The following is a 19,364-nucleotide window of genomic DNA, read 5'->3' as shown; positions in this document are numbered from 1 at the left end:
GTGCGCTCATCGTGACCGGCGCGCACTCAGCCGCTCAGCCCGCAGGACTTCGACCTCGCTCAGCTCCAATGGCTTCGGTGGATGCCCGAGCACCCAGGACAGCAGCAGATCGGCCAACGCCGGATTCCGTGCCAGCGCCGGTCCGTGCAGGTAGGTGCCGATGACGTGGCCGGTCACCGCGCCTTCGGTGCCATCACCGTTGCCGGTGCCGCGAACGACGCGGCCCAGCGGTGCGCTGTCCGGCCCCCGCGTCGTCTCTCCTTGGTGGTTCTCGAACCCCGTGAGCGGCGCGTCGAACAGCTCTGGGCTTGCGACCAGCTCGGACACCGCACGCCGCGACGCCGGTTTCGTCGTCGCGTCGAGCAGCCCGAGGCCGGAGTGGTCCACGCCGTCCACGCCGTGGAACCGGGTGCCGAGGATCTGCAGGCCCGCGCACACCCCGAACACCGGGGTGCCCGCGGCCGCGGCCCGGCGCAGCCCGGTCGCCGCGCGGAGGAAGTCCGCGGCCAGTACCTGCGCGCCGTCCTCGCCGCCGCCGAGCAGGTACAAGTCCAATGTGGAGGGCACGGGTGAGGAGAGCGAGATCGGTACCACCTCGGCGTCCTGCCCACGCCACTGCAGGCGTTTGCAGAGCACCTGCGCGTTGCCGGAATCACCGTAGGTGCCGAGCACCTCGGGCAGCAGCAGTCCGATGCGGACAGTGGAATCACGCATCGGGCAGCCGGCCGACCAGATCACGGAAGGCGGTGTAGTTCGCGACGATCTCCACGCCGCCCGGGGGCAACGAGTCGATCGCCTGCACCGGATCCGGCGCCGACCAGTGCGCCACTTCGGCGTAGCACAGCCGCACCGCGAGATCCGCCGAGCGTTCCCCGGTGACCACCACCTGGCGGCCCCGCAACCGTTCGAAATGCACGTCCCAGAGCCAGGACAGGTCCCGCCCGTCGGCTTCCTGGGCATTGACCGCGACGACCACCGGAGTGTCCTCGTCCAGTACCCGCAACGTTTCCGCCCACCCAGCCGGGTTCTTGGCGAGCATCAGCCGCACCGAATGCCGCGTACGCCGGACTGTGCGGTAGCGCCCGCCGATGTCGGTGATGGTGCGCAACCGCGCAGCGGCCGTGTGCGGTGGTACGCCGACGCACTGCGCGGCGGCGAGCGCGAGCGCAGCGTTGGCACGGTTGGCCTCGCCCGGCAGCCGTAGGTCGAGATCCACCGCACGGCCACCGGGCGTCGTCACCAAGTCGCCCTCAAGCGACCACGTCGGGTTAGGTCTTTCGAAACCACACGCGCAGCTCCAGCTGCGGTCAGCGTGGTCTATGGCCCCACCGCAACGCGGGCACGCCCCGGAGTCTCCGGACCACCGTCGTCCGGTGCCGACCCACACAGCGCGTGCCGCCGCCGACGCCGCGGACGTCACCAGGATGTCGTCGCAGTTGGCGATCACGACCGTGCGTGGCAAATTGGCGAAGGCGGTACGCAGATCGCGTTCCAGCATGCGTACCTCGCCGACACGGTCGAGCTGGTCGCGACTGAGGTTCAGCAACACGAGCGCCGCAGGCTGGACTTGCATAGCCACCCACGGCACGTACGTCTCATCCACCTCCAGCACCGCGTACGGCGCTTCGGGGCTCGCTGCCAGCGCGGCCACCAGACCGTCCGGCATGTTCGCGCCGTCGCCGTTGTGCGCGACCTCGGCGAGAGCTTCGAGGGCGCGCGTGATCATCAGTGCTGTGGTGGTCTTGCCGTTCGTGCCGGTAACCAGCACGACGGTGCGTTCCTGACCGAGGCGGCGAAGGACCGCGGGGTCGAGCCGGAGGGTGACCCGCCCGCCGATCACCCCACCGCGTCCCAACCCGGCGGTACGCGAAAACCACGCAGTCAGCCGCCCCGCGGCGACTGACGCCCGGGTACGCAGACGTATGGACATCGATACGAACGGTGCGCTGTATGCGCTGTGAATTTCCTGAGAGCGTGACGCTGCTCTCCGCAGCGGTGGGTCAGGCCAGCCTACTGATCGGAGGTTGAACCATTTCTACACCCTCTGTTGCCGGCATACAACGAAGGTTGGTCAAGATCTTTCGTACATACATCGGAGGTGTTACCGTCCAACCCGCCTAACGACACCACGTACCGTTGCCTGGCATACGCGGAGGTTGGCGTGGACGAAGCACGCGGACTCGACCAGAGCGGCACCCTCGAGCGCGGGCTCGCGGTGCTGGAGCACGTCGGACAGCACCAAGAGCTTTCGACCAACGCGATCGCGCGGCAACTCGGTCTCTCGCGCAGCGCCACATACCGGATCGTCGGCACCCTGAAGCAGCTTGAGTACCTGGAGGCGGACAGCACCACCGGACGCGTACGGCTGGGTACCCGTCTCGTGGAGCTGGGTGCGCGCGCTATGGCGGCGACTGACCTGCACCGTTGCGCACCGCGCTACCTATCGGCCCTGGCTGAGCGATCCGGCGAAACGACGTACCTCGCGGTGCCTGACAACGATGCCATGGTCTATGTCGCGACTGAGCGCAGCTCCAATGCGGTCACGCTCGCGTCCCGTCTGGGTACGCGACGACCGCAGCACACGACGTCGCTCGGAAAGGCGTGGCTCGCTGCGCTACCCGAGCCAGACCGCGTCGCGCGCGTACGGCGGATGAGGCTGGACAGTCTCACGGTCAAGACCATCAGCGACCCTGTACGGCTTCTCGACGATCTCGCCCGCACCCACCGCCGTGGTTGGGCGGTCGATGACATCGAGAACGAGCCCGACGTCGGCTGTGTCGCAGCTGCCGTCCGTGATCACTCCGGACGGCCGATCGCGGCAATCAGCATTGCCGGACCTGCTCCACGCGTGCTGCGGCGTGTCGAGGAACTCGGCCCCACTGTGGCCGGCACGGCAGCGGCGTTGTCCCTGCGGCTGGGGTACGTCCGCAGTCGGTGATGGCGCTGATCAACGGGGCTCACTCGCGGCGAATGACCGGACTGTCCACAGCCCACTGAAGTTGTGCACAACTAGCGCCCTCAACGCCTTCTGAAGCCGGTTCGGTCGGTTCGTTCAGGCACTCTCGAAACCATGCCGATCACCCCGCACCCCGCCACCCAGCTCAGCCGGCCGACGGCCCCGGCGTCACGACTGCACCCCGGCCGCCTCCTGCGCACAGGAAGCCGCCCGGCCCAGCAGCAAGGCTCGCTCCCGGGCGTTCCCCGTCATCTCCGCCGCACGTTCGAACTCCGCGCGCGCCTCGTCATGGCGGCCCAGCTTGTCCAGGAGATCGCCGCGCACGCTCGGCAGCAGGTGGTAATTCTTCAGCGCCGATTCACCCACGAGCCGGTCTACCAGCGCCAGGCCGGCCGCAGGCCCGGAGGCCATGGACACCGCGACCGCCCGGTTCAGCTCGATCACCGGCGACGGAGTGAGCTGCGCGAGACCTTCGTACAGCAAGGCGATCCGGGTCCAATCGGTGTCTTCCGGGGCGAGCGCCCGAGCGTGGCAGGCGGCGATCGCGGCCTGCGCCGAATACGGACCGTATGCGCCTTCGGCAAGCTCTTCGGACCGCGTCAGCGCGTCCAGCCCTCGCTTGATCAGCAACCTGTCCCACCGGCTGCGGTCCTGCTCCAGCAACAGCACAGGCTCGCCGTTCGGCCCGGTGCGCGCCGCCGACCGCGAAGCCTGAATCTCCAGCAGCGCCACCAATCCGTGTACTTCCGGCTCGGTGGGCATCAGCCCAGCCAGCACCCGGCCCAGACGCAGCGCGTCCGCACACAGCGCCGGCCGCATCCAGTCGTCCCCGCGCGTCGCGGAATAGCCTTCGTTGAAGATCAGGTAGATCACTTCGAGCACGGCGGGCAGCCGCGCCATCCGCTCCTCACCCACCGGGACCTCGAACGGCACCTGCGCGTCGGCAAGCGCCTTCTTCGCCCGGACGATTCGCTGCGCGACCGCGGAATCCTTCACCAGGAACGCGCGGGCGATCTCGTCGGTGGAGAGGCCGCCGAGCATGCGCAGGGTGAGCGCCACCCGGCCTTGCATCGGCAACACCGGGTGACAGGCGGTGAACACGAGCCGCAGCAGGTCGTCCTCGATGTGCTCGTCGTCCAGGATCGCTTCGAAGTCCGGCAGCACGCCCTCGCCGAGCTGCTCCTGCGCACGGCCGAGTTCGCCGAGCTTGCGGCCCAGCGTCTCGTTGCGCCGGAACAGGTCGACGGCCCGCCGCTTCGCGGTGGTCATCAGCCAGGCGCCGGGGTTGCGCGGGACTCCGGTCTCCGGCCACTGCTCGAGCGCGGCGACCAGGGCGTCCTGCGCCAGCTCCTCGGCGAGCCCGACGTCGCGCACCATGCGCGCGAGCCCGGCGATCACCCGTGCCGACTCGATCCGCCAGACCGCTTCGACCGCTCCGTGCGTGCTCACGGGCCCATCAGACAGGCCCGGCCCGCCCGAGGCAACCCTCGGGCGGGCGCAGGCTCAGAGCGAGGCCGACACCGGGCGGATCTCGATCGTGCCCGCCCGCAGCTGCGGGTTCGGTGCCCGCCGCATCAGCTCGACGATCTCCTCGACCGAGGAGCCCTCCAGCACCCAGACCCCGGCGACCAGTTCCTTCGTCTCGGCGAACGGGCCGTCCACCACGGCGGGCTCCGGCTGCCCGGCCGACCACACCAGCCGGGCGCCCGTCGCGCTCGGGGTGAGCCCGGCGGCCTGCACCAGGTGCCCCGAGGCGGCGAGCTGCTCGTTGAACCGGCCCATCTGCTCGATCAGCTCGGTGCCGGGCGGAATGCCCGCCTCCGAATCCGCGTCGGCCTTCACCAGCACCATGAACCTCATGCGTTCTTCTCGGCTTCCTTCCGCAGCTTCTCCTCGGCCTCCCGCAGCTCCGGGGTGAAGTTCTCGCCGAAGTCCTCGGCCTCGAAGATCCGCCGGATCTCGATCTCGTGGTGCGCGCCGTCGGTGTTCGGGACCCGCTTGACCCACTCGACCGCCTCCGCGAGCGAGCCGACCTGCAGGATCCAGAACCCGGCGACCAGTTCCTTGGTCTCCGCGAACGGACCGTCCAGCACCGTCGGCTCGGCCGTGCCCCCGAACCGCACCCGCGCGCCCTCGGAGCTGGGCTGCAGGCCCTCCCCCGAGAGCATCACCCCGGCCCGGACGAGTTCCTCGTTGAACTTGCCCATCTCGGTCAGCAGCTCGGTGCTGGGCAGCTGGCCCGATTCGCTCTCCTCGCTGGCCTTCATGATCACCATGAACCGCATCAGCCTGAACCTTTCGCTAGTGGTGTGCCTGCACCCTTGCGTCGAACGGGCGGGGGCCGGATCGACACCCCCGCCGAAATTTTTTCCCCGCCCCGAAACTAGCAGGCCAGGAGCGTCGAGCCGGGTAAATCGGACATGGGAGAATCGGTGCCCGTGGCCCACCTTCCCGACGATCTCCGCACCGCGCTCGACGACGAGCTCGGCCGGTTCCCCGAAACCCGGCTCACCCAGTCGGTCGACCGGCTCAGCAAGCGTTATCGACAAGGCGACTCGGCGACCGCGCCGATTCTGGCCTCCGAGCTGGACGTCGCCGCCTATGCCGGGTATCGGATGCCGGCGACTTACGCAGCGGTCGCGACCGCCCTGGCCGAGGTCGCCGCGGCCGCACCCGCCTTCGCCCCGCGAACGCAGATCGACCTCGGTGGTGGGACGGGCGCCGCAGTGTGGGCCGCCGCCGGAACGTGGCCTTCGCTGGAGAAGTGCACCGTGGTCGAACAGGTCGCCGGAGCACTCACCCTCGGCCGGAAACTGGCCGCGAAAGCCGATGAACCCGCGGTCCGCTCGGCGACCTGGCAACGCGGTTCGATCGACCCCGCGAGCGCCGCACCCCGCGCCGACCTCGTCACCCTGTCCTATGTGCTCGGCGAACTCCCCGAGCGCGGCCGCACGGAGGTGGTCCGCTGGCTCGCTGCCGAAGCCGGCGCCGTCGTGCTCGTCGAGCCCGGCACCCCCGCCGGTTTCGCCCGCATCCGCGCCGCCCGGGACATCCTGCGCGAGCTGGACCGCCCGATCGTCGCCCCTTGCCCACACGAGGGCACCTGCCCGATCAGCCCCGGCGAGGACTGGTGCCACTTCGCCGCGAGGCTGCCCCGCAGCAGTCTCCACCGCCGCATCAAGTCGAGCACCCTCGGCTTCGAAGACGAGAAGTTCGCCTACGTCGCCGCCACGACCGCACCGATCGACCGCCCGGGAGCCCGGATCATCCGCCACCCGCGCAAGCACAAGGGTTTCGTGCACCTGGACCTCTGCACCACCGATGGCCTGGCCCCGGCCACCGTCGTGTCCAAGCGCCAAGGTCCCCGCTACCGCGCCGCAAGGTCCGCGGAGTGGGGCGACGCGTGGACCGCTGAATAGTCCACCTCGCGACCACTCGTCTCGTCGGGCTGCCCGACCTGCGCGCTCTCGGCCGACCCGGCGAAAGGAATGCGGCGGGCACCTCCAGCCGACCGTGGCCCCCGGTCGGGGGGGCCACGGAGTCAGTCCCAGCGGATCGGCAGGCTTTTGAGCCCGTTCTGGAAAGTGGACCGCAACCGACGGGGTTCGCCCGCGAGACGAACCTCGCCCAGCCGGTCCAGTACCGCGGCGAACAACGCCCGCATCTGCACCCGCGCCAAGTTCGCGCCGAGGCAGAAATGGGGGCCATGGCCGAAGGTCAGATGCTCGCCCGGCGCCCGCGTCACGTCGAAGGTGTCCGGATCGGGGAACACCGTCTCGTCCCGGTTCGCCGAGGAGAACCACACCACCACCTTGTCGCCCGGGTTGATGTCCACATCGGACAGACGAGTGCCGCGGACCGCGGTGCGGCGGAAGTTCATCACCGGTGTCCACCAGCGCAGCATCTCCTCGACCGCACCGGGCAGCAGCGAGCGGTCCTCGCGCAGTCTCCGGTACTGCGCGGGATGCGCGAGCAGCGCGGCCATCCCTCCGGGCAGGCCGTTGCGCAGGGTTTCGTTGCCGGCCACGGAAAACAGCCAGAACAGGTTCTCGAACTCCTCGATCGACACGCGTCCGCCGTCGTCGCCGACGTGGCGCATCAGATTGCTCATCACGTCGTCGCCGGGATGAGCGCGTTTGTGCTCGCCGAGTGCGTGCGCATAGGCGTACAGGTCGGGCATTCCGTCACGGGTACGCGGATCCGGCATCGTGCCACCCGGTCCGGGCGCCGGGCGCACCGCGAGCGCGTCCTTGGCCAGTTCGGTCACGTCCTCCGCACGCACTGTCGCGCTCGCCGCATACTCGGCGTCCTGGTAGCCGATCACGCGGTTGCTCCAGTCGAACATCAGCCGCCGGTCGCGTTCCGGGATGCCGAACACCTCGGCCAGCGTGAGCAGGGGCAGATCCGCGGCCACATCCTTGGCGAAATCGCATTCCCCGCGGTCGGCCACCGCTTCGACCAGTCCTGCCGCCCAGCCCTCGATCCGTTCGGTCAGCCGCGCGATCGCCCTCGGCGTGAACGCCTTCGTGAGCAGGCCGCGCAGGCGCCCGTGCTCCGGCGGATCCATGTTGAGCATCATCCGCCGCACGTACCGCAGATCGTCCGCGGTCGCCGGATCGCGAATCTGCGTGCCACCCGCCCGCGAGGAGAACACCGCCGGGTTCCGGAGCACGTGCCGCACGTCGGCGTGCCCGAACACGGCCCAGAAGTCACCGATCCGAGCCACCGGGGTTTCCCGGCGCAGCCGGGCGAGCAGCTCGTGGGGCACACCCCTGACGTAGGTGTCCGGGTCGGCGATCTCAGCGCTTGGCACCAGCCGACCCTAGCCCGGAACGACGCTGAGCCCGCACCGGCGACGAATGGTTGCCTAGACTGGCCCGGTGACCCTCGACTCCACGCATCTCGTACTCAGCCAGCTGCTCGAGCTCGAACCACTCGAACTGAACCTGTACCGCGGCTGGTGTCATCAGGGCTCCCCGCAACGCGCGTTCGGCGGCCAGGTGGCGGCGCAGGCACTCACCGCGGCAGGCGCGACCGTGCCCCCGGAGCGGCACGTGCATTCGCTGCACGGCTACTTCATCCGCGGCGGGCGCACCGACATGCCGATCATCTACGAGGTCGAGCGCACTCGCGACGGGGGCTCGTTCACCACTCGCCGAGTCGTGGCGATCCAGAACGGCGAAAGCATTTTCAGCCTGTCCGCGTCGTTCCAGCTCGAAGCAGGCGGCAGCGAACACCAGGCCCGGATGCCCGAAGCACCGCCACCGGACGTGGCGGCCACCGACGAGCAGGACAAGTCGTCGACGATGCTCTCCGCCATCGAGGTGCGCTTCGTCAGCGATCCGCAGACCGGCCTGCCGGACAACGGCCGCGGCCCGCGGCAGCGGATGTGGGTGCGGGCGAAGGACGCGCTGCCGGACACCCCGCTGGCACACGTCTGCGCGCTCACCTACATCTCCGACATCCGGCTGGCCGGCACGGTCTGGCTGCCGCACCGGGACGAGCCGGGCGTGCCGCACCTGACCTCACTCGACCACGCGGTATGGTTCCATCGCGCGTTCCGTGCCGACGAGTGGCTGCTGTTCGACATGGAAAGCCCAAGCTACGCAAGCAACCGCGGACTGACCCACGGCGAGTTCTACACCACCGACGGACGTCTGGTCGCCTCGGTCACCCAGGAAGTACTCATGCGTCACCACTGACCGTCCTTTATGCTCTGTCCAATGAGGACAGATCAGCCGAGCCGGGCACGAACCGGGCGGGACGGCGCCGCAGCGGGGCCGGCGACCGGCCGGTGCAACACCTTCGACAGCTGCCACGCCTCCAGCCCGGCGAGCACTGTGTTCACCACCACGAGCAGCAGGTACAGCCCGGCCTGCACGGAGAGCGTGAACGGATGCGGCCCGGACGCCCCGGCCAGCAGGACGATGTGGCACACCACGACCACGACCATCGACGCCGCCGAGAGTGCGCCGAGCACGATCACCAGCAGCCACAACGTCCGGGTACGCCGCCAGTGCAGGTAGCCGGTCTGCACCAGGTCCGGGGTGCTCACCATGACCAGACCGCAGCCGTAGCCGGAGAACCCGCCGACCACCCCACTGCCCGCTACCAGTGCCGTGGTGATGTGCGCGGACCCCGGCACCCGATACGCGGCAAGGATCGCGGCCACGCAGACGAGCAGGCCGAGCGGCAGATGCGGCCAGCCGTACCAGGGCAGTCGCCGTTCCATCCGGAGAATCGTCGGCAAGTCGACGTCACGGTAGGACTCGGGGTCGAGCAGGGGCATCGCGCCGTTCCTCTTCTCCCGGGGGCACCCGGGTATGCGGCGGTGATCGGCGAAGCCTAAGACAGCCCGCACGGGCATGCAAAACCTGCCTTCGCCCGACCGGGTCTCCACCCAAGGCGCTGACCTGCGACGGACCCGAGGACCAAGCCGGTTTCCGGTTACCACGCAAGGAACCCGGCCCGCCCTCGGACGGTTTCCGCGGACTGGGCGGTAGCGCGATTTTTTGTCGGTGGTCCAGGTTAGGCTTCGGGCATGAAAATCGACGAGCTCACCGTCGCCGCCGAGGACCTCACGCAGGGCCAGTGGTTCTGGCACGAACCCGCGCCCGGCCTGCGTTCGTGGCAACTGCAGGTGGCCACGGCCGAGGTACAGGACGACGCGGTCTGCATCATGACCACCGACGAGGTCCGCGAACTGGTCTCCTACTCCCGGGACCGCCGAGTGCGGCTGGCCTCCTGAACGGCACTACTTCGGCAAATACTGGGGTCACTTCGGCAGCACTGGGGAAGGGGCCGATCACCGGCCCGACGAGGATGGCCCGCTCCGGCGACGACGCGGGACGCGGGACGCGGGACGCGGGACGCGGGACGCGGGACGCGGGACGCGGGACGCGGGACGCGGTGAAGCATGTTCGTCAGGCAAGGCCCGGTCCGCCGAGAACACGCCTTGTGGGCGACACCCGTTCTGCTGACAACGCGACAAACGCAGCCGTCAAGCGGCGCTCGTTCCATGTAGAACCCACCGGACACTCGTTCCGCACGGAGGGGCAGTCCACGAAAGCGCTTGCCGCGTCGGATGTCTGGGCGAGACCGCACGTCCGCGGAGGGCGCGGCAATGTCGTACCGGCAGAAGGAAGCGAGGCAGGGCAACGAAAGTCACCCAACGATCTGGAGAGCGAGACGACATACACCGGACCTGGCTGAGCAATTACCGCTGATATCCGGCCGAAAACGAAGAGGCCCGGTCCATCAGGGCCGGGCCACCCCAACGGGCCGGGTTGAACCGGCCCATCCCGTCTCACCAGCGACGACGGCGGCGACGGGGTGCCGAGGAGACGGCGATGGCCGGACCGGTCACCAGGACCCCATTGCCGCGGTTCGAACTGTTCTCCGAGGCGGCAACCCCACGGCTGCTGGCGGTGGCGGCCATCGTGGTCACCGCGTTCCGGCTGGGTGACGACCGGCTCATTGCCCGCCCACTCCTGATCACCCTGTTCGTGCTCACCTCGGTACTCGCGTTGAGCACGCTCCCCTCGTGGGCGCAGCTACCGCAGAACGCGCAGATCGTGCTCCTCACGGGCTACGGCCTGTGCGCAGCGATCCTGCTGCCGCTCGGCCAGTCGACCCTCACCCGGCCTTCGCTTTCGCAGCATCCGGAGCCGCCGGCGGAAAGCTGACCTCGCGCACCGCCGCAGCGGCGGTCTCCACAGTCAACGCGTTCGTCACGGTGGGCTCCCTGATGATCGTCAGCCGGCTCGAACCGGGCGGCAACGTATGGCCGTGATGGTTCGGGTTCACCATCGCGTTGCCCGCCTACATCGGAATGTCACGCCAGGACCGGCGTGCCGCGCTGAACAACGCCGAACGCGCCGCTGTGGAAGCACAGCGCGCAGCCGCCTCCGAAGCGCGGGAAGCCGCGCTGCTCGAACGCAGCCGGATCGCCCGCGAGCTGCACGACGTCCTCGGTCATTCGCTCACCGGCATCGCCATGCAACTCGATCTCGCGGACGCGCTCGCCACCAAGGGCCGAAGCGAGGAAGCGAACAGCGCAGTGTTGCGGGCGCGGTCGATCGCGGTGGACAGCGTGACGCAGATGCGTGAAGCAGTGCATGCCTTGCGAGACGACAGCCAAGCCTGTCCGAAGCGCTGAAAACGTTGGCGGACAACGAAGCAGTCCCGTTCACCTGTACCGGAGAGGCTCGGCCGACCACCCCGGACGTGACCCACGCGTTGCTCCGCGCGACGCAGGAAGCGCTTACCAACGCAGCCAAACACGCACCCGGCGCCACCCGCCGCATCGACCTCGGTTACACCGCCGACGCAGTGGGTCTGGTCGTCACGAACTCGGCAGCGGCCCACGGACACACCGGCCGTCCGCGGTGGGACCGGATGGGGTTTGACCGCGACGCGCGAACGCATCGCGGTATTGGGCGGCACCGTGCGAGCTTGTTCCACCGATTCCGGCGGCTGGGCGGTCGAGGCGCGCATACCGGGCTGATCAATCCACCGTGGCCCAGTATTCCCATCATGTGAATACATTCGTTCGCACTGCGAGCAAATCCTGGCTCCTTGCGCGGTAATTTCAGGCAGACCCCCGCCCGGTTCGGTCCCGGACCATCGCGTCGCCTCCGTCGATGCTCTAGGAACTATCCACGAGCACACCACCTTTTTCTTTCACGTCAACCTGATCCAATGGAGGTTTTTCGATGAAGAAGACCCGGTTGGCCCAAGCGTGCGCCGTGGCCGCGATGGCGGCGTTCGGCGTGACCGCGGCCTCGTCGATCGCGCTGGCCGCCACGCCCGCGACGGCCATTCAGGCCTCGGACAACCCGACGAAGCCCAACCACGACCCCCTGCCGACCCGCCCGGCCAAGCCCAATCTCGGCCAGCTGCCCACCCGGCCGACCAAGCCGATCATCGGGCACCTGTCCGCCGCGCCGCTCGACGTCCCGCCCCCCGGCGCGCCCGGCGACGTCTCGCCGCCCCCCGCTCCCGGCGGGGTCCAGCCCCCCGCCGCAGCCGTCCGGGCCGACGTTCCCACCCCGCCGCACCACGGCCGCCCGATTCCGCCCCAGGGCTCCGCCCCGAGCGGCGTCCCAGGCGTTGTGCCCAGCGGCGCACCCGGCGTCATCCCCAGCGGCGTCCCAGGCGTTGTGCCCAGCGGCGCACCCGGCGTCATCCCCAGCGGCGTCCCAGGCGTTGTGCCCAGCGGCGCACCCGGCGTCATCCCCAGCGGCATCCCGGGCGTCGTGCCCAGCGGCGCACCCGGCGTCATCCCCAGCGGCATCCCGGGCGTCGTGCCCAGCGGCGCACCCGGCGTCATCCCCAGCGGCATCCCGGGCGTCGTGCCCAGCGGCGCACCCGGCGTCGTGCCCAGCGGCATCCCAGGTGTCGTGCCCAGCGGCGTCCCGGGCGTCTAGCCCAGCCGCGCGGCAGGTTTCGCGGTCAACTCCGGCCCCGGCGACAACACCATCGGCAAGGGCAACCCCGGTGACCCCAATGTCGGCAAGGGCGGCCGCGGCTGACCCGCCCCGTTCACTCCGGCCCCTCTCCGCTACGACCGCGGGGAGGGGCCGTTCGCACGGGAAGACCGGCCGGGTCCGCCGGAGCCGCGGACCCGCCGATATACTCGGTCCCGCCTGTTCCAGGCATCGCCGGCATAGCTCAGTTGGTAGAGCAACTGCCTTGTAAGCAGTAGGTCAGGGGTTCGAGTCCCCTTGCCGGCTCCCCTCTCCGTCCGCGTACTCCCGCGGCGTCCCCGCATCGCGGGCAAAACCCAGCTCAGGCGCTGTGCGCGGCACAATCGAGCGAGGTGCGGCACGATCGTCGGCAGCTGTGGCGCACACCACTGCAACGGCCGCGCCGGGTCGGCCGATGGTCCCCGGGAACCGATGAGGAGGTGGGGATCGATCGTGAAGATCAACGAACGTGCCGGCCAGGGCACTACGCGGAGAAAGTGGCCGATCCTCGAGCCTCCGCAGCCGCGTTCCCAGCAGCGCTACCGGCCGAATCTGCTGCGCCGCCGCGCCTGGCACATCCTGGAAGCGCCGACCGCGCAGCAGCCTGCCGTGGAGACCGGTGAGGCACTCGGCCCGAAGCCGCCGGACGACGCGACGGTCAACTTCGTGCTCGACCTCGCCCTGCGCATCGGCGAGGTGCAGATGGCCAGCGGCGCCGGCGCTTCCGACGTCACCGCCACCATCATCGCGCTCACCGCATCGCTCGGGCTCCCGCATTGCGAGGTCGACGTGATCTTCACCTCGATCACCGCGACCTGTCACCGCGGGACCGAACTCGCCCCGGTCACGGCGCTGCGGGTGGTCCGCACGCGCAGCCTCGACTACACCCGGCTCACCGAAGCCGAGGCGCTGGTCCGCAAGATCACCCGCGGGCACATGGGCGCCGAGGAGGCGCACACGGAACTCAACCGCATCACGTCCGCGCCGCACCCGTACCCGCGGTGGGTCGCCACCATCGCGTGGGGCGGGCTGGCCGCGTTCATCACCCTGCTGCTGGGCGGAAAGCTCGACATCGCGCTGGTCGCGTTCGTCATCTCGTCGCTGATCGACCGGATCGGCCGCCTGCTCAACCGCTACAACCTGCCGTTCTTTTTCCAGCAGGTGGTGGGTGGGCTGTTCGCCACGCTGTCGGCGATGGCCGTGGTCAGCAGCGACATCCTCACCACCGACCGGCCGACGCTCGTGGTCGCCGCGGCGGTGACCGTGCTGCTGTCCGGGTTGTCCACCGTTTCCGCGGTGCAGGACGCGATCACCGGCTACAACGTGACCGCCGCCGGGCGCACCACGGAAGTCGCGATGATGAGTGCCGGCCTGATCACCGGGGTGGTGCTCGCGCTGAAGATCGCGGTGATGCTGGAACTTCCGCGCACGCCGCTGCCCGAAGTCCCCACTTCGACCTTGCAGCAGCTGCCGATCGTGGTCATCGGTGGGACCGGCGCGGCCGCCTGCTTCGCGATCGCGTCGTACTCCACGATGCGCGCGATGCTCGTCGCCGCGGCGGCCGGTTCGATCGGCGCGTTCGTATACGGCGGACTGATGGTGCTCCAGCTGGACGCGGTGAGTTCGTCCGCGATCGCGGCGACGCTCGTCGGGTTCTGCGGTGGCGTACTCGCCCGGCGGCTGCGGGTTACTCCGCTCGTGGTCGCCGTGTCCGGGATCACGCCCCTGTTGCCGGGCCTTTCCACGTACCGTGGTCTATACCAATTAGGGGTCGAGCCCGGCGGCAACATCTCCACGCTGATCACCGCGGTCACCATCGGCCTCGCCCTCGCCGCCGGTGTTGTCCTGGGCGAATACCTCGCGCAGCCGGTCCGCACCGGGCTGGGCAGGCTCGAGCGCAGGCTCGCCGGGCCACGCATGGCCGGGCCGATGGAGCCGAGCGAACGACGTTTGGAGTAACCGGTTGGTCACCGTCCGGTCACTGTTCGCGCGCTAGGGTTTCCTTGGGGCCGCGACCCGCCGAGACGAGGGAGCAGCTGAGTGACTGACGCGATTGCCGGGACCACGAGCACACCGTCCGCCGATTTCGTGGTGGTGGCCAACAGGTTGCCGGTTGACCTGGACCACGGAGTGGACGGGGAGCGCCGCTGGACGGCCAGCCCGGGCGGGCTGGTGTCCGCATTGGAGCCGTTCCTGCGCTCCCGCAAGGGAGCCTGGGTCGGCTGGCCCGGCGTGCCGGACGTCGAGGTGGCCGAGTTCGACGACGACGGCCTTGTGCTGCATCCGGTTTCGCTCACCGCGGCCGAGGTCAGCAACTACTACGAAGGCTTCTCCAACGCCACGCTCTGGCCGCTGTACCACGACGTGGTCGCCCCGCCGGTGTTCGACCGCTCGTGGTGGGACAGCTACGTGCGGGTGAACCACCGCTTCGCCGAAGCGAGTGCCGCGGTCGCCGCGCACGGCGCCACCGTGTGGATTCAGGACTACCAGCTGCAGCTGGTGCCGGCCATGCTCCGCGAGCTGCGGCCGGACCTGCGGATCGGGTTTTTCCTGCACATCCCGTTCCCGCCGGTGGAGCTGTTCATGCAGCTGCCCTGGCGGGCGGAGATCGTGCGCGGGCTGATCGGCGCCGACCTGATCGGCTTCCACCGGCCCGGCGGCGCGCAGAACTTCCTGTGGCTGGCCCGGCAGCTGGTCGGTCTCGAACCGACGCGCGGCGCGGTCGGCGTGCGGTCCCGGCCCGGCATGGTGCAGGTCGGAGACCGCACGGTGCGGGTCGGCGCGTTCCCGATCTCCATCGACGCGGCCGGGCTGGACACGCTGGCCCGGTCGAAGAGCGTGGCGGAACGCGCGAAGCAGCTCCGCGCCGACCTCGGCAACCCGAAGGCGGTGCTGCTGGGGGTCGACCGGCTCGACTACACCAAGGGCATCGACCTGCGGCTGCAGGCGCTGCACGAGCTGCTGCACGAGGAGCGGCTCAAGCCCGAGGACGTGACCTTTGTGCAGCTGGCCACGCCGAGCCGCGAACGGGTCGAGCACTACCAGCGGATGCGCGGCGAGATCGAGCAGATGGTCGGCCGGATCAACGGCGAGTTCGCCCGCGTAGGTCATCCGGTCGTGCACTACCTGCACCAGTCGGTCGACCGGACCGAGCTAGCCGCCTTCTTCTCCGCGGCCGACGTGATGGTGGTTACACCGCTGCGCGACGGGATGAACCTGGTCTGCAAGGAGTACGTCGCGACCCGGGCGGACCTGGGCGGGGCACTCGTGTTGAGCGAGTTCGCCGGCGCCGCCTCCGAGCTGACCAGCGCCTTTCTCGTCAATCCGCATGATCTGGACGGGGTGAAGAACGCGTTGGAGGCTGCCATTACGCTCGACCCCGCCGAGGGCCGACGCAGGATGCGCGCCATGCGTCGCCAGGTCCTCACCCACGATGTCGACCGGTGGGCACGTTCGTTCCTGCAGGCACTGGGTGCCGAACCGGTCGGCTGAACCTCCCCTACCGCGCTGGACTCCCGAGGAGGAGTGTTGACCGCCGAGGCGTTGCCCGCGGAGCTACGGCGCGCGATCGTGCAGATCGCCCGTACCCCGCGCCTGCTGGTCGCCTGCGACTACGACGGCACATTGGCCCCGATCACCGCGAACCCGGACGAGGCACGCCCGCTGCCCGAATCCGTCGGGGCGCTCAGATCGCTGGCCGGCCTGCACGAGACCACCACCGCGGTGATCTCCGGCCGGGCGCTGCGCGACCTGGCCACCCTGTCCCGGCTGCCCGCCGAGGTGAACCTCGTCGGCAGCCACGGATCGGAGTTCGACATCGGCTTCATCCACGCCCTCGACGAGCAGGCGCGGGCGTTGCACCGGCGCCTCGAGTCGGAGCTGGAGCAGCTGGTGCTCGACGTGCCCGGAGTGTCACTTGAGGTCAAGCCCGCGAGCATCGCGGTGCACGTGCGCCGCGCCGAGCACGAGGCAGGCCGCCGCGTGCTGGCGGCCGTGCACCAGGGCCCGTGCACCTGGCCGGGCGTGACCACGACCGATGGCAAGGAGGTGGTCGAGCTCGCGGTCGTGCAGACGGACAAGGGCCGTGCGCTCGACACCCTGCGCCACCAGGTCGGCGCGACCGCCGCGGTGTTCCTCGGCGACGACGTGACCGACGAGAAGGCGTTCGCCCGGCTCGCCGGGCCGGACCTCGGGGTGAAGGTCGGCGACGGCGAATCCCTGGCCGCCTACCGGGTGCCGGACACCGTGGACGTCGCGCTGGTGCTCGCGTTCATGCTGGAGGAGCGCCGGAACTGGCTCTACGGCGAGTCCGCGCCGCCGATCGAGCGGCTGTCCATGCTGGCCAACGAGCGGTCGGTGGCGCTGCTCACCCCGGACGCCAAGCTCACCTGGCTGTGCCACCCCGGCCCGGACGCCCCCGCGGTGTTCGCCGATCTGCTCGGCGGCCCCGGCGCCGGCAACTTCGCGATCAAACCGGACCGCAACGGGCTGCCGCTCGGCCAGCGCTACCTGCCGAACACGATGACCGTGGAGACGCGCTGGTCCCGGCTGCTGGTCACGGACTACCTGGAGCCGGAGAGCCCGGCGCATCGCACCGACATCGTGCGAGTGATCTCCGGTGAGGCGGCGGCCCAGGTGGTCTTCGCGCCGCGGCCGGAATTCGGCGGCGTGCCGGTGAAACTGGTCGCCGAGCCGGACGGCCTGCGCGTGCTCGGCACCTCGGAGCCGTTCGTGCTGCGTGCTCCCGGGGTGGACTGGACGATCACCTCCGACGGGCTGCACGACACCGCGACCGCACTCGTGCAACCGGCCAAAGACGAGCCTGTGGTGCTCGAACTCCGGTGCGGCACCACGGATCTCGGCGCCCACGAACTGTCCGAAATGGACCGTCGGGACCGGGCGGGCCGGTACTGGAGCGATTGGGCGGCGAAGCTGAAGCTGCCCTCGGTGCAGACCGAGCTGGTACGCCGTTCCGCGCTCACCCTGCGCGGGCTGGTGAACACCGACACCGGCGGGGTGCTCGCGGCCGCGACCTCGTCGCTGCCGGAGGAGATCGGCGGAGTCCGCAACTGGGACTACCGCTATTGCTGGATCCGCGACGCGGCGATGACCGTGCGGGAGCTGGTGTACCTCGGCTCGCACGAGGAAGCCGAAGGCTACCTGCGCTGGCTGCACGGCGTACTGTCCACTTTGGCCGGACCGGAACGGCTGCACCCGCTCTATACCTTGGCGGGCAGCGTGATCGGCGCCGAGGCGGTGATCGAATCGCTGCCCGGATACGCCGGCTCGCGGCCGGTCCGGGTCGGTAACCTGGCCAACCACCAGGTGCAGCTGGACGTGTTCGGCCCGGTGGTGGAGCTGGTCGGCACACTGGCCGAGGTCCGCGGCGAGCTGCGCGACGAGGACTGGCAGCTGGTGCGCGCGATGGCCGAGGCGGTCACCCGGCGCTGGAACGAGCCGGACCACGGCATCTGGGAGGAGCGGCATGTGCCGCGCCACCGGGTGTACTCGCGGGTGATGTGCTGGGTGACCATCGACCGCGCGGTGAAGCTCGGCCACGAGTACGGCCGCGACGTCCCCGGCGCCTGGCCGCTGCTGCGTGACCGGATCAAGGCCGATGTGCTGCAACACGGCTGGAACGACCAGGTGCAGGCGTTCACCACCGCCTACGACGGCACCGACCTCGATGCGGCGTCCCTGTTCGTCGGCCTGACCGGCCTGATCGACCCGGCCGACGAGCGCTTCCAGCAGACCGTGACCGCGATCGAGGCGGAGCTGCGCAGTGGTTCCACGGTGTACCGCTACCGCCGCGACGACGGTCTCCCCGGTGGGGAGGGTGGCTTCCACATCTGCGCGGCCTGGCTGATCGAGGCCTATCTGCTCACCGGCCGCCGGGATGAGGCCGAGGAGCTGTTCACCCAGATCGTCGACGCGGCCGGTCCGACCGGGCTGCTGCCCGAGCAGTTCGACCCGATCGCCGAACGCTCCCTCGGCAATCACCCGCAGGCGTACTCCCATCTCGGGCTGATCCGCTGTGCGAATCTGCTCGCGGAGAAGTCCTGACGGGCGAACCGCGTTAGCACACCTCGGTGAATGCGGCGGTGAAGGCCACCATGAGGGAATCCGATTCCTTATGGTGGCCTTCACGAGCATCTGCACGTTCACTCGACCGGGTCGGCGCGGAGGTAGCGTGAGGCAGTACTACGGGCAGCCGGCCGCTGAATACCTCCCGCTGCCGACCCAGTTCGCAGTACGGGTCCGGGCTGGTTCGGTGGTCACCGGCGTCGCGCTGCTCGTCGGCACGCTGCTGGTGCTCGGCCTCACCGCGTTCGTCAACCGCCCGCTGCACGGGCAGGGCCTGCCCCGCGCCGGGCTCGGCACCTTGGGTCTCGCGCTGCCGGCGCTGTCCGTCACCGCCACCGCGATCGTCGTACTGACCGCCCGCCGCTGCCTGCACGGCAACTACCTGGTGACCGCCCGCGCCCGCACCACACGCACCGCGCTGACCATATGTTTTGCCGCACTGAGCATCAGCTGCCTGCTGGCCCTGACCATCTCCGCCCTGATCGACATCTGGGGCGAGGGCGGCCGGCTCGGCCTCACCGACCTCCTGGCGACCTTCGCGAACTTCACCCTTGGCACCATCGGCCACGGCGCGGGACTCTGGTACGTCCGCCCGTCGGTCCGCACCCTGGAGAAGTTCAGCGACCATCCCATCTGGTGACCCCCCGCTGACCCCGTCGACTTTCAAGCTGTAAAGGGAACCTTCACAGCCTCAAAGTCCAGGGTTCCGGCAAAGTCGGTGTAGAGGTCCGTGAAGGGACCCTTCACGGACTCTGAGTCTGTGAAGGGTCCCTTCACAGACCCGAAACCGGTCCGGCGCACGCCACGAGGTGGTCGCACACACCTCCGCATCGCCCACTGCCGGGCCCCCGACCAAC

At 69.8% G+C, this 19,364-nt stretch carries 18 protein-coding genes and 1 tRNA gene; 12 read left to right on the top strand and 7 right to left on the bottom strand.

The window, feature by feature from the left end; genetic code table 11:
* Positions 1-6: 6 nt before the first annotated feature.
* Together D5S19_RS12340 and D5S19_RS12335 are read right to left on the bottom strand one after the other, a co-directional pair.
* Complete coding sequence (locus tag D5S19_RS12340; protein WP_120023546.1) at positions 7-714, bottom strand: type 1 glutamine amidotransferase; 708 nt, start codon at positions 712-714, stop codon at positions 7-9.
* A complete protein-coding gene (locus D5S19_RS12335) occupies positions 707-1,930 on the bottom strand; it encodes a Mur ligase family protein (RefSeq protein ID WP_120023496.1) in 1,224 nt (407 codons plus the stop codon). The genes D5S19_RS12340 and D5S19_RS12335 overlap by 8 nt, the downstream gene beginning before the upstream one ends.
* A 231-nt stretch (positions 1,931-2,161) precedes the next feature.
* On the opposite strand from D5S19_RS12335, the gene D5S19_RS12330 reads away from it, so the two are divergent.
* The gene (locus D5S19_RS12330; RefSeq protein ID WP_120023495.1) at positions 2,162-2,938 is read left to right on the top strand and encodes an IclR family transcriptional regulator; all 777 of its coding nucleotides are present in this window, start codon (positions 2,162-2,164) and stop codon (positions 2,936-2,938) included.
* Positions 2,939-3,124: 186 nt separating this feature from the next.
* Here the strand turns inward: D5S19_RS12330 and D5S19_RS12325 are convergent, their stop codons facing one another.
* The 3 genes from D5S19_RS12325 to D5S19_RS12315 are packed head-to-tail and all read right to left on the bottom strand — an operon-like array spanning position 3,125 to position 5,241.
* Positions 3,125-4,405 carry an RNA polymerase sigma factor gene (locus tag D5S19_RS12325; RefSeq protein WP_267901102.1) on the bottom strand — a complete coding sequence of 427 codons (1,281 nt, stop codon included), beginning with the start codon at positions 4,403-4,405 and terminating at the stop codon, positions 3,125-3,127.
* Positions 4,406-4,459: 54 nt separating this feature from the next.
* On the bottom strand, positions 4,460-4,816 hold the full coding sequence (locus D5S19_RS12320; RefSeq protein WP_120023494.1) for a YciI family protein: 357 nt from the start codon (positions 4,814-4,816) through the stop codon (positions 4,460-4,462).
* Positions 4,813-5,241, bottom strand: a complete 429-nt coding sequence (locus D5S19_RS12315; protein ID WP_120023493.1) for a YciI family protein — start codon at positions 5,239-5,241, stop codon at positions 4,813-4,815. The genes D5S19_RS12320 and D5S19_RS12315 overlap by 4 nt, the downstream gene beginning before the upstream one ends.
* Positions 5,242-5,376: 135 nt before the next feature.
* Here D5S19_RS12315 and D5S19_RS12310 point away from each other — a divergent pair, with 135 nt between their 5' ends.
* On the top strand, positions 5,377-6,375 hold the full coding sequence (locus D5S19_RS12310; RefSeq protein ID WP_120023492.1) for a small ribosomal subunit Rsm22 family protein: 999 nt from the start codon (positions 5,377-5,379) through the stop codon (positions 6,373-6,375).
* A 122-nt stretch (positions 6,376-6,497) separates the two neighbouring features.
* On the opposite strand, the gene D5S19_RS12305 is transcribed toward D5S19_RS12310, so the two are convergent.
* Entirely contained in the window at positions 6,498-7,769 is a 1,272-nt protein-coding gene (locus D5S19_RS12305) for a cytochrome P450 (RefSeq protein ID WP_120023491.1), read from the bottom strand.
* A 67-nt stretch (positions 7,770-7,836) separates the two neighbouring features.
* Between D5S19_RS12305 and D5S19_RS12300 the strand changes: the two genes are divergently transcribed.
* The gene (locus tag D5S19_RS12300; protein ID WP_120023490.1) at positions 7,837-8,658 is read left to right on the top strand and encodes an acyl-CoA thioesterase; all 822 of its coding nucleotides are present in this window, start codon (positions 7,837-7,839) and stop codon (positions 8,656-8,658) included.
* Between the two features lie 32 nt (positions 8,659-8,690).
* On the opposite strand, the gene D5S19_RS12295 is transcribed toward D5S19_RS12300, so the two are convergent.
* Complete coding sequence (locus D5S19_RS12295; protein WP_120023489.1) at positions 8,691-9,245, bottom strand: hypothetical protein; 555 nt, start codon at positions 9,243-9,245, stop codon at positions 8,691-8,693.
* A 252-nt stretch (positions 9,246-9,497) separates the two neighbouring features.
* On the opposite strand from D5S19_RS12295, the gene D5S19_RS12290 reads away from it, so the two are divergent.
* The 9 genes from D5S19_RS12290 (at position 9,498) to D5S19_RS12245 (ending at position 19,147) form a co-directional block, all read left to right on the top strand.
* Positions 9,498-9,704, top strand: coding sequence for a hypothetical protein (locus D5S19_RS12290; protein WP_120023488.1), 207 nt, complete (start codon positions 9,498-9,500; stop codon positions 9,702-9,704).
* A 601-nt stretch (positions 9,705-10,305) separates the two neighbouring features.
* Positions 10,306-10,641 carry a hypothetical protein gene (locus tag D5S19_RS12285; RefSeq protein ID WP_120023487.1) on the top strand — a complete coding sequence of 112 codons (336 nt, stop codon included), beginning with the start codon at positions 10,306-10,308 and terminating at the stop codon, positions 10,639-10,641.
* A gap of 146 nt (positions 10,642-10,787) precedes the next feature.
* Positions 10,788-11,114, top strand: coding sequence for a histidine kinase dimerization/phosphoacceptor domain-containing protein (locus D5S19_RS12280; protein WP_120023486.1), 327 nt, complete (start codon positions 10,788-10,790; stop codon positions 11,112-11,114).
* A gap of 556 nt (positions 11,115-11,670) precedes the next feature.
* Positions 11,671-12,384, top strand: a complete 714-nt coding sequence (locus tag D5S19_RS31660) for a hypothetical protein (protein ID WP_147397377.1) — start codon at positions 11,671-11,673, stop codon at positions 12,382-12,384.
* Between the two features lie 233 nt (positions 12,385-12,617).
* Positions 12,618-12,690: transfer RNA gene (locus D5S19_RS12265), tRNA-Thr, on the top strand.
* Between the two features lie 186 nt (positions 12,691-12,876).
* A complete protein-coding gene (locus D5S19_RS12260) occupies positions 12,877-14,382 on the top strand; it encodes a threonine/serine exporter family protein (protein WP_120023483.1) in 1,506 nt (501 codons plus the stop codon).
* An 81-nt stretch (positions 14,383-14,463) separates the two neighbouring features.
* Complete coding sequence (locus D5S19_RS12255; protein ID WP_120023482.1) at positions 14,464-15,915, top strand: alpha,alpha-trehalose-phosphate synthase (UDP-forming); 1,452 nt, start codon at positions 14,464-14,466, stop codon at positions 15,913-15,915.
* Between the two features lie 36 nt (positions 15,916-15,951).
* Positions 15,952-18,486 carry a trehalose-phosphatase gene (gene otsB, locus D5S19_RS12250; protein WP_199730458.1) on the top strand — a complete coding sequence of 845 codons (2,535 nt, stop codon included), beginning with the start codon at positions 15,952-15,954 and terminating at the stop codon, positions 18,484-18,486.
* Positions 18,487-18,613: 127 nt separating this feature from the next.
* Entirely contained in the window at positions 18,614-19,147 is a 534-nt protein-coding gene (locus D5S19_RS12245) for a hypothetical protein (RefSeq protein WP_120023480.1), read from the top strand.
* The last annotated feature ends 217 nt before the right edge of the window (positions 19,148-19,364 follow it).

Source organism: Amycolatopsis panacis, from assembly GCF_003600245.1.
Lineage (GTDB): Bacteria > Actinomycetota > Actinomycetes > Mycobacteriales > Pseudonocardiaceae > Amycolatopsis > Amycolatopsis sulphurea.
This window is presented reverse-complemented; position numbering and strand designations above follow the sequence as displayed.

Excerpts from the sequence above, each read along its gene's own strand:
- D5S19_RS12340 (WP_120023546.1), bottom strand. The coding sequence starts at position 714 with ATGCGTGATTCCACTGTCCGCATCGGACTGCTGCTGCCCGAGGTGCTC.
- D5S19_RS12335 (WP_120023496.1), bottom strand. The coding sequence starts at position 1,930 with ATGTCCATACGTCTGCGTACCCGGGCGTCAGTCGCCGCGGGGCGGCTG.
- D5S19_RS12320 (WP_120023494.1), bottom strand. The coding sequence starts at position 4,816 with ATGAGGTTCATGGTGCTGGTGAAGGCCGACGCGGATTCGGAGGCGGGC.
- D5S19_RS12315 (WP_120023493.1), bottom strand. The coding sequence starts at position 5,241 with ATGCGGTTCATGGTGATCATGAAGGCCAGCGAGGAGAGCGAATCGGGC.
- D5S19_RS12310 (WP_120023492.1), top strand. The coding sequence starts at position 5,377 with ATGGGAGAATCGGTGCCCGTGGCCCACCTTCCCGACGATCTCCGCACC.
- D5S19_RS12295 (WP_120023489.1), bottom strand. The coding sequence starts at position 9,245 with ATGCCCCTGCTCGACCCCGAGTCCTACCGTGACGTCGACTTGCCGACG.
- D5S19_RS12290 (WP_120023488.1), top strand. The coding sequence starts at position 9,498 with ATGAAAATCGACGAGCTCACCGTCGCCGCCGAGGACCTCACGCAGGGC.
- D5S19_RS12285 (WP_120023487.1), top strand. The coding sequence starts at position 10,306 with ATGGCCGGACCGGTCACCAGGACCCCATTGCCGCGGTTCGAACTGTTC.
- D5S19_RS12280 (WP_120023486.1), top strand. The coding sequence starts at position 10,788 with ATGTCACGCCAGGACCGGCGTGCCGCGCTGAACAACGCCGAACGCGCC.
- D5S19_RS31660 (WP_147397377.1), top strand. The coding sequence starts at position 11,671 with ATGAAGAAGACCCGGTTGGCCCAAGCGTGCGCCGTGGCCGCGATGGCG.